General features: G+C 70.5%; 14 protein-coding genes and 2 tRNA genes. 14 read left to right on the top strand and 2 right to left on the bottom strand.

Features of this window, described 5'->3' with window-relative positions; all coding sequences use genetic code 11:
- Nucleotides 1–2 precede the first annotated feature (2 nt).
- Nucleotides 3–641 carry a dTDP-4-dehydrorhamnose 3,5-epimerase family protein gene (locus tag OG912_RS23875; protein ID WP_327711181.1) on the bottom strand — a complete coding sequence of 213 codons (639 nt, stop codon included), beginning with the start codon at nt 639–641 and terminating at the stop codon, nt 3–5.
- A 242-nt stretch (nt 642–883) separates the two neighbouring features.
- Here OG912_RS23875 and proB point away from each other — a divergent pair, with 242 nt between their 5' ends.
- From proB to OG912_RS23900, 5 genes are all read left to right on the top strand, one after another.
- On the top strand, nt 884–1,969 hold the full coding sequence (gene proB / locus OG912_RS23880) for a glutamate 5-kinase (protein WP_327713522.1): 1,086 nt from the start codon (nt 884–886) through the stop codon (nt 1,967–1,969).
- A 144-nt stretch (nt 1,970–2,113) separates the two neighbouring features.
- Entirely contained in the window at nt 2,114–2,614 is a 501-nt protein-coding gene (locus OG912_RS23885; protein ID WP_327711182.1) for a hypothetical protein, read from the top strand.
- Between the two features lie 82 nt (nt 2,615–2,696).
- Nucleotides 2,697–3,980, top strand: coding sequence for a glutamate-5-semialdehyde dehydrogenase (locus tag OG912_RS23890; protein WP_327711183.1), 1,284 nt, complete (start codon nt 2,697–2,699; stop codon nt 3,978–3,980).
- A 65-nt stretch (nt 3,981–4,045) separates the two neighbouring features.
- Nucleotides 4,046–4,615: an SCO2584 family spore wall biosynthesis protein gene (locus OG912_RS23895; RefSeq protein ID WP_326736153.1), complete on the top strand. Its 570-nt coding sequence runs from the start codon at nt 4,046–4,048 to the stop codon at nt 4,613–4,615.
- Between the two features lie 472 nt (nt 4,616–5,087).
- On the top strand, nt 5,088–6,203 hold the full coding sequence (locus OG912_RS23900) for an SCO2583 family membrane protein (RefSeq protein ID WP_327711184.1): 1,116 nt from the start codon (nt 5,088–5,090) through the stop codon (nt 6,201–6,203).
- On the opposite strand, the gene OG912_RS23905 is transcribed toward OG912_RS23900, so the two are convergent.
- The gene (locus OG912_RS23905) at nt 6,139–7,275 is read right to left on the bottom strand and encodes a M48 family metallopeptidase (protein WP_327711185.1); all 1,137 of its coding nucleotides are present in this window, start codon (nt 7,273–7,275) and stop codon (nt 6,139–6,141) included. The genes OG912_RS23900 and OG912_RS23905 overlap by 65 nt on opposite strands.
- A gap of 110 nt (nt 7,276–7,385) precedes the next feature.
- On the opposite strand from OG912_RS23905, the gene OG912_RS23910 reads away from it, so the two are divergent.
- The 9 genes from OG912_RS23910 (at nt 7,386) to OG912_RS23950 (ending at nt 12,622) form a co-directional block, all read left to right on the top strand.
- A complete protein-coding gene (locus OG912_RS23910) occupies nt 7,386–7,538 on the top strand; it encodes a hypothetical protein (RefSeq protein WP_326736150.1) in 153 nt (50 codons plus the stop codon).
- Nucleotides 7,539–7,622: 84 nt separating this feature from the next.
- A complete protein-coding gene (locus tag OG912_RS23915; protein WP_187285139.1) occupies nt 7,623–7,784 on the top strand; it encodes a hypothetical protein in 162 nt (53 codons plus the stop codon).
- A 38-nt stretch (nt 7,785–7,822) separates the two neighbouring features.
- Nucleotides 7,823–8,440, top strand: a complete 618-nt coding sequence (nadD, locus tag OG912_RS23920) for a nicotinate-nucleotide adenylyltransferase (protein ID WP_326736149.1) — start codon at nt 7,823–7,825, stop codon at nt 8,438–8,440.
- Nucleotides 8,441–8,459: 19 nt separating this feature from the next.
- On the top strand, nt 8,460–10,205 hold the full coding sequence (locus OG912_RS23925) for an LCP family protein (RefSeq protein ID WP_327711186.1): 1,746 nt from the start codon (nt 8,460–8,462) through the stop codon (nt 10,203–10,205).
- 224 nt (nt 10,206–10,429) lie between these two features.
- Nucleotides 10,430–10,861 carry a ribosome silencing factor gene (gene rsfS, locus OG912_RS23930; protein WP_219571509.1) on the top strand — a complete coding sequence of 144 codons (432 nt, stop codon included), beginning with the start codon at nt 10,430–10,432 and terminating at the stop codon, nt 10,859–10,861.
- On the top strand, nt 10,858–11,511 hold the full coding sequence (locus OG912_RS23935) for a histidine phosphatase family protein (RefSeq protein ID WP_327713523.1): 654 nt from the start codon (nt 10,858–10,860) through the stop codon (nt 11,509–11,511). The genes rsfS and OG912_RS23935 overlap by 4 nt, the downstream gene beginning before the upstream one ends.
- A 128-nt stretch (nt 11,512–11,639) precedes the next feature.
- Nucleotides 11,640–11,712, top strand: a tRNA-Ala gene (locus tag OG912_RS23940).
- Between the two features lie 460 nt (nt 11,713–12,172).
- A complete protein-coding gene (locus OG912_RS23945; RefSeq protein WP_327711187.1) occupies nt 12,173–12,406 on the top strand; it encodes a hypothetical protein in 234 nt (77 codons plus the stop codon).
- A 143-nt stretch (nt 12,407–12,549) separates the two neighbouring features.
- A tRNA-Ala gene (locus OG912_RS23950) sits at nt 12,550–12,622 on the top strand.
- Nucleotides 12,623–12,665 lie beyond the last annotated feature (43 nt).

Consider the following 12,665-nt stretch of genomic DNA (forward strand, 5'->3'; position numbering starts at 1 on the left):
GATCAGTGTCCGGCCGGGGCGAGCGGCCGACGGGCTGCGGGCGGACCGGCCGCCCGCAGCCGCGCGTAGTACGCCTCGCACTCCCCGTACGAGGGAAGCAGCCCCTGCTGCTCCGCCTCGGCCAGCGAAGGCGCCCCGGCGTCCTTCCCGGACAGCAGCGGCGCGATCTCCGCCGGCCAGGCGATACCCAGCTCCGCATCCAGCGGGTCGATGCCGTGCTCGCGCCCGGGGGCGTAACCCTCGGAGCAGAGATACACGACGCACGCGTCGTCCGTCAGCGCCATGAAGGCGTGGCCGAGCCCCTCGGCGAGGTACACCGCCCGGTGATCGGTGTCGTCGAGCCGGACACCCTCCCACCGCTTGTACGTGGGCGAGCCGGCCCGGACGTCCACGATCACGTCGAGCACGGCGCCCCGCACGCACTTCACGTACTTCGCCTGGCCCGGCGGTACGTCGGCGAAGTGGATCCCGCGCAGCGTGCCCCGGCGCGAGACGGAGAAGTTGGCCTGCGCGAGCCCCAGCGGATGCCCCGCGGCCTCCCCGAGATCCGAGGCCCTGAACCACTCGTGGAAGCTGCCCCGGCTGTCGGGGATGACCTCGGGCTCGTGCACCCAGGCCCCGGGGATGGAGAGCTGGCGCATGCGATCACGTCCTGTTCCTGAAATTCGCCGGGTCGTTCGGCCGTGGAGCCGACGTCTCCTGCAACGAGTCGCGGCGCGAAACAGATACGGAACGGTACGGACCGGGGCGAAACAGGGTCCAGGGTGCGGAACGCGAAGGCGCCGATTTCCGCGCTCGCGTAGATTGCGGGGTCCAGCGAGGCGAACCATGGGGGATGCACGTGTCAGGGGCCAGGCAGGGCGTCACGGAGGCCCGCAGGATCGTGGTCAAGGTCGGTTCCTCCTCCCTCACTACGGCATCCGGCGGCCTTGACGCGGACCGGGTCGACGCACTCGTCGACGTACTCGCCAAGGTGCGCAGCGGCGGCGAGCGGGAGGTCGTCCTCGTCTCCAGCGGCGCCATCGCGGCCGGCCTCGCCCCGCTCGGCCTGCACCGCAGGCCCAAGGACCTGGCCAGACAGCAGGCCGCCGCCAGTGTCGGCCAGGGGCTGCTCGTCGCCCGTTACACCGCCTCCTTCGCCCGCTACGGCGTCCGCGTCGGCCAGGTCCTGCTCACCAGCAACGACACCAGCCGCCGCGCCCACTACCGCAACGCCTACCGCACCCTGGACCAGCTCCTGGACATGGGCGCGCTGCCGATCGTCAACGAGAACGACACCGTCGCCACCGACGAGATCCGCTTCGGCGACAACGACCGGCTCGCCGCACTCGTCGCCCACCTCGTCCGCGCCGACCTGCTGATCCTCCTCTCGGACGTGGACGGCCTCTACGACGGCGACCCGAGCATCCCGGGCACCACCCGCATCGCCGAGGTCACCGGCCCCGCCGATCTGGCCGGGGTCAGCATCGGCAGCGCCGGCAAGGCGGGCGTCGGTACCGGCGGCATGGTCACCAAGGTCGAGGCCGCCCGGATCGCCACCGCGGCCGGTGTGCCGGTCGTCCTGACCTCGGCGAGCCACGCGGCCGACGCGCTGGCGGGCCGCGACACCGGCACCTACTTCCACCGCACCGGACGCCGCTCCGCGGACCGGCTCCTGTGGCTCGCCCACGCCTCCACCCCACAGGGTTCGCTGACCCTGGACGACGGGGCCGTGCAGGCGGTCGTGGAGCGCCACAGCTCGCTGCTGCCGGCCGGGATCGCCGCGGTCGAGGGCGAGTTCACCGCGGGCGACCCGGTGGAACTGCGCGATCTGCGGGGCCGGCCGGTCGCCCGGGGGCTCGTCAACTTCGACGCCAAGGAGATCCCGCAGCTCCTCGGCCGCTCCACCCGGGACCTGGCCCGCGAGCTCGGCCCCGCCTACGAGCGCGAGGTCGTACACAGGGACGATCTCGTCGTTCTCCACACCTGACCGACCCCTGAAACGGCTGAAAGTCCAGCCTTCGGACAGAGACCTTCACGAAAACCGCCCCACGCCGGGCCGCGGACTGGTCCACTTTGTAGCAGGGACACTGCGGGACACACAGCACAGCGACACAGTCACAGGAGGCCGCCGGTGAGACGAGCGCGCCCGGGGGCGCCGCCCCGAGGAACGGGTGGCCGCGCCCTGACCAGCGTCGGAGCGGGGAGCGGCTTCGAGGCAAGCAGGTCCGCGGACCGGAGCGACGAGCGGACGGCCGGGCCGGAACCGACGGTGGCCGGCCAGGAACGCACACAGTCGAAGCTGTGGCACGTCACCCTCTGCGTCTCCGGCACCGAGATCCCGCTGAAGGAGGTCAGACGCGGTCTCGAACAGCTCGCGCACGACCACCCCTTCCTGCTGACCAGCCGCTATGCCAACGACCACGCAGAGGTCCGCTACTGGGAAGAGGCCCGCGACCTGCACGACGCGGCGGCGGTGGCCCTGCGGCTGTGGGGCGAGCACCGGTCCAGCGCGGGGCTGCCACCCTGGGAGATCGTGGGCCTGGAGGTCATCGACCGCGAGACGTACCACCAGCGCATCGCCGAGGGGTACGGGCCGCCCCCGGCCGCCCCGGTGGGTGTGCACCCGTACTGACCCGGGCGCCGTCCCCCGGACGGCCGTCTCGCATCACGGGATACGTGACGGATGCCCGCAGCGTGCGCATTACTCTGCGGGCATGACCACGCTTTCGCCGTACGACAACATGTCCCCGGTCGCCCAGGCCGCCTACCGGGCCCGCTCAGCGGCCGCCGACATTGCGCCACTTCCGCGCGCGGCGAAGGACGACGCGCTGCTGGCCATCGCGGACGCGCTCGAAGTGCGCACCAGCGACATCCTCGCCGCCAACGCCGAGGACGTGGCGCGCGCCCGCGAGGCCGGGACCAGCGAGTCGGTCGTCGACCGGCTCACCCTCACCCCCGAGCGGATCCGGGCCATCGCGGCCGACGTACGGGATGTCGCGGCGCTGCCCGACCCCGTCGGCGAGGTGGTGCGCGGCTCGACCCTGCCCAACGGCATCGATCTGCGTCAGGTCCGGGTGCCGCTCGGCGTGGTCGGGATCATCTACGAGGCCCGGCCCAATGTGACGGTGGACGCCGCGGCCCTCTGCCTGAAGTCGGGCAACGCCGTGCTGCTGCGCGGTTCGTCCTCCGCCCACGCCTCCAACAGCGCACTCGTCCGGGTGCTGCGCGACGCGGTCGGCGGCTCCGGACTGCCGGCCGACGCGGTGCAGCTGGTGCCGGGCGAGAACCGTGACTCCGTACGCGAGCTCATGCGGGCGCGCGGCCTGGTCGACGTGCTCATTCCGCGCGGCGGCGCCTCGCTGATCCGCACCGTCGTCGAGGAGTCCACCGTCCCGGTGATCGAGACCGGTACCGGCAACTGCCATGTGTACGTGGATGCGCAGACCGATCTCGACATGGCCGTCGCCATCCTGGTCAACTCCAAGGCGCAGCGCCCGAGCGTCTGCAACGCCGCGGAGACGCTCCTGGTCCACAAGGACATCGCCGGCGCGTTCCTGCCGCGGGCCCTGGACGCGCTCGCCGAGGCCGGGGTGACCGTGCACGGTGACGAGCGGGTCCTGGAGTACGCCGAGGGGTCCAAGGCCACCGTGGTGGCGGCGACGCCGGACGACTGGGAGACCGAGTACCTCTCGTACGACATCGCGGCGGCCGTCGTGGAGTCGCTGGACGCGGCCGTGGCGCACATCCGGCTCTGGTCCTCCGGCCACACCGAGGCGATCGTGACGACCTCGCAGGCAGCGGCCCGCCGGTTCACCCAGTTGGTGGATTCGACGACGGTGGCGGTGAACGCCTCGACACGTTTCACGGACGGCAGTCAGTTCGGCTTCGGTGCGGAGATCGGCATCTCCACACAGAAGCTGCACGCCAGGGGGCCCATGGGGCTGCCGGAGCTGACGTCCACGAAGTACATCGTGACCGGCGACGGCCATGTGAGGTGACCGCGGGATGTGGCGAATGCGCCGTCTCCCTGCCCAAAGCCACCCCGCGGGTCTAGGCTGAAGCTGTGCCGGACGACGTGGGGGGCAGGCCGTTCCCGAACGGCTGGGAGCCCGACGACGACCGCGGGGGCGCGGACGAGGACTTCGCCTCCGTGGTGTTCGACGAGGACTTCGTCCGGGCAGCCGAGTTCCATGAACCGACCGCCGTCGAGCGGCTGTTGGCGGCTGCCGAGGCGCGCGCCGAGGCCGATGCCTACCGGACCCGGTCCGGCGGCGGGCCGCTGGACGACGACCTCTACGACGGTTTCGGGCGCGCGGGCGCCTATGGCGACGCGGATGACGACGATTCCTACGACGGCGGTCCCTACGGCCGGCACGGCGGCTCCCTGCGCCCCTACCGGGGTGCCGCCCGCTGGCACCGGCCCGTGGCCTGGCTGCTGGCCGTGCTGATGGGAGTGGGCATGGTCGCGCTGGCCTTCAGCGCCGTCTACCGCAACACGTCGGGCGACCGTCAGGACCAGGTTCCACCGCCGGCCACGAGCGGCGTGGACAGCGCGCCGGGGCCCACCGCGGCCCCGTCCGCCGCAGACGGCTACTCCCGCCCGATGGTCTCCGCGGTCCCTCGCACGCCTTGACGCGCACGGTGTGGTCCGTGCAGCGTAGTCCGTGCGGCGTGGTCCGTACGGCGTGGTCCGTACGGCATGGTCCGTACGGTGTGATGCGCACGCCGTGACCCGTACGGCGTGATCCGCGCACCGCGACCCGCACGGTGTCGCGACCCGCACGGTGTGACCCGCGCGCCCTGACCCGCACGGCGTAGCCGTCCCGGGCCGCCGCGGCGTGCCGAGCCCGGCCGTGGGCGCCGTGGCTTGTGCGGCCACGACCCGCCCGACCGGGGGAACCCCGGGGCAGTTCCCGCCCGTCGCCGCGTTTACCTCCGCCGCAATCGACCTACTCTGAAGATATGACCCCTCACCCGCTCGAAGAGGGGGCTTCTCACTTGTCCGTGCATGCCCACGCATGACGGGCAGACCCTGTCCGGAGCCTTTCGGCCGGAAGGGGCGCACCGTTTCGGCCCCGGTCGGTGGCGTGGAGTCGGGAGAAGTCATGGCAGACCGCGGAGATCCACCCGAAGGCCCGTCGGAGAACAGCGCGAGCGGCAGCGAGGACGAGTACCGGTCACTGGTCTTCGACGAGTCCTTCGTCCGGGCCGCCAGGTTGCAGGAGTTCTCCGCCCAGGAGCGCATGGGAGAGCACGCCCGTGCCGTCCGGAGCCTGCCAGGCCGTGCTGTCCGCAACGGCTCACGGGCCGCGCTCGCCCTGGTCGTCCTGATCGCCCTGGCCTTCGGCACCGCCGTCTTCATGGGCTTCCGCCACCCCTACCAGAACCCCGTCACCAGGAGGGCCGAGCCGCTGCGGATGACCGTCGTCCCGCTGGCGCCGCGCGGAGTCGTGCCCGCCGGCACCACAGCCGCCCTCTTCGCGAGCAGCCCCGCCGCCCCGTTCCCGAAGGGGGTCGCAGGCATCAGCCTTCCGGTGACCCGGCGGACGGCGAACTTCTCCGACAGCCAGGTGTACGCAGCGCTGGCCACGGCCAGGGACTACCTGGTGGCCTCCTCGCTCGATCCCGACGTCCTGGGCGGGAACGCCGTGCGCCCCGTGGAGTCACTGCTCGACCCGGACCAGATGAATCAGTTCGAGCAGAGCATGAGCGCCCCGCACGACGACGGGCAGCACGCGGCGTCCGGCTGGCTGGTGCGGTTCGATCCGGACGAGGTCACCCCCGATCCGGAGATCCGGGTCCGAGGCACGCTGCGATACGGCGAGGTGGGGGCCGACGCCCTGGAGGTGGTGTCGGACCACACCTTCGCCTATGTACTCCGCCCAGCCGTCTCGGGCCCTCAACAGGCGGGCGGTGCCTCGCTGTTCACCGTACGGCGGGAGATGCGCTTCCGGTTCGACCGGGACGATCTGCGGCTGCACCGGCTGGAGGTGCAGACCAGCTATGTCCAGGCCGGACCACAGTCCTGCTCCGCCGACACCACCGGGGCCCTGCGGCCGCTGCTCGCGGGCAAACGGGCGGTCGACGGCGGCCCGGCGGGCACCGACCCGTATGCGACGAGCCGGCCCGCCGCGGCGCTGTGCGGGACGCTGGCGGTCAGCTCCCTGCCGTCCCGGGCTCAGGGTCCTCGGGCCTCGGGGACTGCTCCGAGCCGTCCGTAGCGTCGTTTCTGGCCGTCCCGGCCCCCTTGGCGCCTGCGCCGCCCGCGCCGGTGAACTTGTCGCGGAGCTTGCCGCCCAGGTCGCCGGCTCCGCCCGCTATGTCGCCGACCAGCTTCATCAGCGGGTCCTTGCTGCTGCGCACCGAGTCGGCGTAGTGCGAGGCGGACTCCTTGAAGGCGTCCGTCACCGAGGTGTCCTTGTCCTCGTCGCGCCGCGGGTAGTGGCCGTCCATGATCCGCTGGTAGTCGCGGGTCTCGGACCACTTCTTCAGCTCGGCCGCGCGCACTGTCGTGAACGGGTGCGAACGGGGGAGCACGTTCAGGATCTTGAGGACGGAATCGCGCAGGTCGCCCGCCTTCTCGTACTCGTCGGCCTGGGCGAGGAACGCGTCCACGTTCATCTCGTGGAGGTGGTTGCCGCCGGCGATCTTCATCAGCCCTCGCATCGAGGCCCGCACATCCTGGCCGACCAGCAGACCGGCCCGGTCGGCGGACAGCTCGGACTTGCGGAACCACTCGCGCAGTGCGGTGACGATCGCCATGATCGCGACATTGCCGAGGGGGATCCACGCCACCTTGAGGGCGAGATTGGTGAGGAAGAGCAGGATCGTGCGGTACACGGCATGGCCGGAGAGGGCGTGCCCCACCTCATGCCCGACGACCGCGCGCATCTCCTCCTCGTCGAGCAGTTCCACCAGGCCCGTCGTCACCACGATGATCGGCTCGTCCAGGCCGATGCACATGGCGTTGGGCTGCGGGTTCTGGCTGACGTACATCGGAGGGACCTTCTCCAGGTCCAGGATGTAGCAGGCATCCCGCAGCATGTCGTTGAGGTGGCTGAACTGCGCGTCGCTCACCCGGACGGAGTCCGACAGGAACAGCAGTCGCAGACTGCGCTCCGGCAGCAGTCCGCTCAGTGCCTTGAAGACGGTGTCGAAACCGCTCAGCTTGCGCAGCGCCACCAGGGCCGAACGGTCTGCCGGGTGTTCGTACGCCCGGGAGGAGATCCCCGGGAAACGCCTGCGCTGCCTGCTCGGCACGTTCTCATGGCTCTCGTGGCTGCCGTCGGTCATGAATGGGCCCCCTGTTCGTACGAGACGTCGCTCGCCCCCTGACAAATCCCAGCGTAGGTGCTGGGGCTACGGTGTGCGGGGGGCTGTGGATAACTGAGGAGACGCCCGACATGCCGCACACCGTTGCTCTGCTCGCTGCCGCATCCGAGGAACAGGGGCCGGGCAACACGATCCGTATCGTGCTGATCGCCTCGCTCGTCGGAGCGGCCCTGCTGGCCTGGTTCCTGCTCCGCGGATACCGCAACGACGACAACAACGACTGAGTCGGCGTGAGCGTGCCCGGGACGCCCGCATACGATGTCCGCGACGTCTTCCCTCCGACTCCCGATCGATAGGTCCTGCCGAAGATGAGCCTCACGAGCACCGCACACCAGCTGGTCACCGTCGCCGCCGAGGGCGAGCACGGTGGCAACCACGAAAGTCTCAGCCCGCTCCTCACCGGTGGCGGTGCGTTTGTCGCGCTTCTCCTCCTTCTGTGGATTACCACGCGCTTCAACCGCGACCGCTGAGGCCGAGGCGTACAGCTGTGCCAGTAGGCTCTGCACGCATGGGAGAGCAGGAAGTGCCTACCGGCCGCGGAAAGCGCCGACTCGGCGTGATGGGCGGGACGTTTGACCCGATTCATCATGGACACCTGGTGGCGGCCAGTGAAGTGGCCGCCCAGTTCCACCTCGACGAGGTGGTCTTCGTCCCGACCGGGCAGCCGTGGCAGAAGAGCCACAAGCAGGTCTCCCCGGCCGAGGACCGCTATCTGATGACCGTCATCGCGACGGCGTCCAACCCGCAGTTCTCGGTCAGCCGCAGCGATATCGACCGCAACGGCCCCACGTACACGATCGACACCCTGCGGGACCTGCGCGCGGTCCACGGTGACGCGGACCTCTTCTTCATCACGGGCGCCGACGCTCTCTCCCAGATCCTCACCTGGCGGGATGCCGACGAGCTCTTCTCGCTGTCCCACTTCATCGGGGTGACGCGGCCGGGGCACGTGCTGACGGACGACGGGCTGCCGGAGGGGGGCGTCTCCCTCGTGGAGGTCCCCGCACTGGCCATCTCCTCCACGGACTGCCGTGCGAGGGTCGCCCAGGGGGAGCCGGTCTGGTACCTGGTCCCGGACGGTGTGGTCCGCTACATCGACAAGCGCCAGCTGTACCGCGGCGAATGAGCCACGGAGAGGGGCACCGGTGAACGACCGACAGAATCCGTACGACCCGTACTACCAGCAGCCGCAGATCGTCGGCTACGACGAGTACGGGCAGCCGGTGTACCAGCAGCAGGCCGGGCAGCAGCAGTACGACCCGTACGCACAGCAGCAGCCCCAGCAGCCCCCGCAGCAGGCGCCGCAGGCCGGTCAGGGGTACGGCTACGACCCGTACGCCCAGCAGCAGCAGCCTGCCGCGCCTCCGCAGCAGTACGACCCGTACGCCGCTCAGCAGAACCAGCAGAACCAGCAGCCCCAGCCGCCCCAGCAACAGCCCTCGCAGCAGGGTTACGGCTACGACGGCGGTTACGGCTACGACACGGGCCAGCAGCCCGCCGCGGTCGACACCACGCAGCAGTGGAACATCCCGCAGCAGGCCCAGGCGCCCGCCGCCGCTCCGCCGCAGCGGGCCCCCGAACCGCAGCCGGCCGTGGAGCCGGACGCGGGTGTTCCGGGGCCGCGACGGGGCGACCGCGACTACGGCACGGAGCAGTTCTCCTTCATCGAGGAGCCCGACGAGGACTCCGAAGACGTCATCGACTGGCTGAAGTTCACCGAGAGCCGCAGCGAACGCCGCGAGGAGGCACGCCGCCGCGGTCACAACCGGATGGTCGCGCTGATCGTCGTCGTCGCACTGGTGGTGCTCGGCGGCGTCGGCTACCTGTGGTCCGCGGACAAGATCCCCGGTCTCTCCGCGTCGGAGAAGGAGACCACCACGGCGACCGGCCCGCAGCGGCGGGACGTCATCGTGGTGCACCTCCACAACACCAAGGCGGGCGGCACGTCCACGGCCCTGCTCGTCGACAACGTCACCACCAAGCAGGGCACCACGGTTCTGCTGCCCAACTCGCTGGCCGTCACCGACGAGGACGGTGCCACCACCACCCTCGGCAAATCGGTCGACGACGACGGGACCTCGGGAACCCGCGAGTCCATCGACTCGCTGCTCGGCACCGAGATCAGCGGCACGTGGCGGCTCGACACCCCGTATCTGGAGAACCTCGTCGACCTGGTCGGCAATATCGAGGTCGACACCGACACCGCTGTTCCCGACGCCAAGAAGGGCGCCGCGCCCCTGGTGAAGAAGGGCAAGGCGCAGACGCTCAGCGGGCCGATGGCCGTCGCGTACGCCACGTACCGCGGACCCGGCGAGGCCGAGGCCAAGCAGCTGATGCGGTTCGGGCAGGTCATGCGCGGAGTGCTGCGGAAGATCTCCGACGATCCGAAGGCCGCCACGGTCACGGTCGAGACCCTGGCCCAGATCCTCGACCCGTCCCTGCCCGAGCAGGACCTCGGCGCCTCCCTGGCCAAGCTCGCCGAGCACGCCAAGATCGGCGACTACAAGACCGCGCTGCTGCCGGTCCAGGACGACGGCACCCTCACCGAGGCTGCCACGGAGAGCGTCGTCAAGGACATCCTGGGCGGCACGTTCAAGGCCCCGGCCGCGGACGCGGCGGTACGGGTCGGCGTCAAGGACGCCACGGGCAGCGGCCGCGGTACGGAGTCCGCCCGGATCGAGCTGGTCAACGGTGGCTACACCTTCGTCAACAGCGGCAAGTCAGGCGCGGTGGCGGCCTCCGAGGTCATCTACAAGGACGCGGCGGACAAGAAGAAGGCAACCGAGGTGGCCTCGACCCTCGGGCTGCCGGCGAGTGCGGCGAAGAAGGGCAAGACGGCCGGTAACGCGGACGTGTCCGTCGTCATCGGTCAGGACTACCAGATCAAGTAGGGCGGTGGCGCGGACGGCCGGTTCGCCGGTTCGGTTCAGGGGCGGCTCCGGGGAGGGTTCCGGGGGCCGCCCCGCCGCCGTTCCCGGGCCGGCGCGGGCGGGTCCGGAGCCGCTCAGGGACGCTGCCGGAAGACTCCGGAACGGTCTTCGGAAGATGACTGCGTGGGCTGTCGGTGGTCCGTGAGACCCTAGAGGTTGATCTGACCGCCGACGAAAGCCTGCATGTGACCGCCACGGACCGCTCCATCGAGCTCATCAACGCCGCCGCTCAGGCGGCCGCCGACCGGCTCGCGCACGACATCATTGCGTACGACGTCAGCGACGTGCTGTCGATCACGGACGCCTTCCTGCTGGCTTCGGCCCCCAACGACCGCCAGGTCAAGTCGATCGTCGACGAGATCGAGGAGCAGCTTCAGAAGAAGCTCGGCGCCAAGCCGGTCCGCCGTGAAGGCGACCGCGACGCCCGCTGGATCCTCCTCGACTACGTCGACATCGTCATCCACGTCCAGCACAGCGAGGAGCGTGTCTTCTACGCGCTGGAGCGCCTGTGGAAGGACTGCCCCGAGATCCCCCTTCCCGAGGACGCCGTGAAGACCCGCGGCAAGGCCGAGGAGCACGCACAGCTCACCGGCGGCACGGAAGGTGAGCAGAGCTGAACGGCAGCGGAAGCGGCAGGGGCCGCAGGATCGTCCTCTGGCGACACGGCCAGACGGCGTGGAACCTGGAGCGCCGGTTCCAGGGCTCCACGGACATCGAGCTCACCGAGGAAGGCGTCGGGCAGGCCCGCCGGGCCGCCCGGCTGCTCGCCTCGCTGAAGCCGGACGCGATCGTCGCATCCGATCTGCGGCGGGCCGCGGCCACGGCGGCCGAGCTCGTCGCGATCACCGGCCTCGGTGTCGCGCACGACCCGGGACTGCGTGAGACCTATGCGGGCGCCTGGCAGGGCCTCACCCACGAGGAGATCGTGGGGCTGTACGGCGATCAGTACGCGGCCTGGAAGCGCGGCGAGCCCGTGCGGCGCGGCGGCGGTGAGCTGGAGACGGAGGTCGCCGACAGGGCGGCTCCCGTCGTGCTCGCGCACGCCGACAAGCTGCCCGACGACGGCACGCTCGTCGTCGTCAGTCACGGTGGCACCATCCGGACCACCATCGGCCGGCTGCTGGGTCTCGAAGCGCACCACTGGGAAGGGCTCGGCGGACTCTCCAACTGCTGCTGGTCGGTGCTGGGCGAGGGTGCCCGCGGCTGGCGCCTGCTGGAGCACAACGCCGGCACCCTGCCCGAACCGGTGCTCGGAGACGACGCCTGACCGGGTGCCCGGGCGGCGCCCGCAGGGCGTCATCGGGTGGCTTCGGCCGGATTTCACTTTCTGGCTGGTCACAGGCTAAAGTTCTTCTTGTTCGCAGCGCGGAAACGCAGGGAAACACAGCGAACAGCGGGGCTATAGCTCAGTTGGTAGAGCGCCTGCATGGCATGCAGGAGGTCAGGAGTTCAATTCTCCTTAGCTCCACAATCAGGATCCCGTCCCCACCAGGGGGCGGGATCCTTGCGTGTTCCTCACGCGCGGGAGGCTGCCGTCAGTCAGGTGTGCAAGGCCATCGACCGCCGCCCGTTTCCCCTGTGCCCGCCGCCTCGGAGGAGGGTGGGATCTCCGGCAGGCTGACCCCCCTTGCGGGGTCATGGCAGAATCGGACCGCCGGAGGGGAGACGGACCGAACGGGGAGGAGCGCGCGATGCCTGCGAGCCGCCACGGGGTCCCGGACCTGCCCCTCGTCCGCCAGGGCCGCGCATGTTCCGGCCGCCCCGCTGACAGCTCGTTCCCGGCCACTCTCCTCCCGCGGGTCACTCGTCTCCCACGAGCCGTTCTTTTCCCGCGGGCCGACGCCGGCCCCCTCCGACGCCGAACGCCCGGTTGTCTCACCGGGACCCTCCCCCTGTGCACGGCCCGCGGCCGCAGCCGGAGCTGATCCATGGGTGCACACAGGCGGAAATGCGACTGGTGCGGCAGCGGTACGCCCATCGTCAGGGACATGGACCCGCTCAACGCGGACTATCAGTACTGGTGCGAGGAATGCGCACGGGCGCTGGTCATAAAGGGCGACGCCATCGAGACCTACCGGGAGCTGGAGGGGGAGCCGATCTACGGACGGCTGCTGGAGGAGCACTGCACGCTCAAGCGTTTCTACTCCTTCGCGACCGCCTGACCCGCCCCGGTGATCGGCCGGAGCGGGGCCGGAGAGGGCTCGGAGAGGCCTCGGGGAAGGACCGGCCGGAATCGATTTGGTGGACGGCCGGGGTGACCGGTAATGTTCTCGATGTCGCCACGGGAGACCGGGCAGGACAACGCGGGGCTATAGCTCAGTTGGTAGAGCGCCTGCATGGCATGCAGGAGGTCAGGAGTTCAATTCTCCTTAGCTCCACAGTGAAGATCGACTGGCGGGCCATCCGAATCGGATGGCCCGC

The organism is Streptomyces sp. NBC_00464 (assembly GCF_036013915.1).
In the GTDB taxonomy this organism is placed as follows: domain Bacteria; phylum Actinomycetota; class Actinomycetes; order Streptomycetales; family Streptomycetaceae; genus Streptomyces.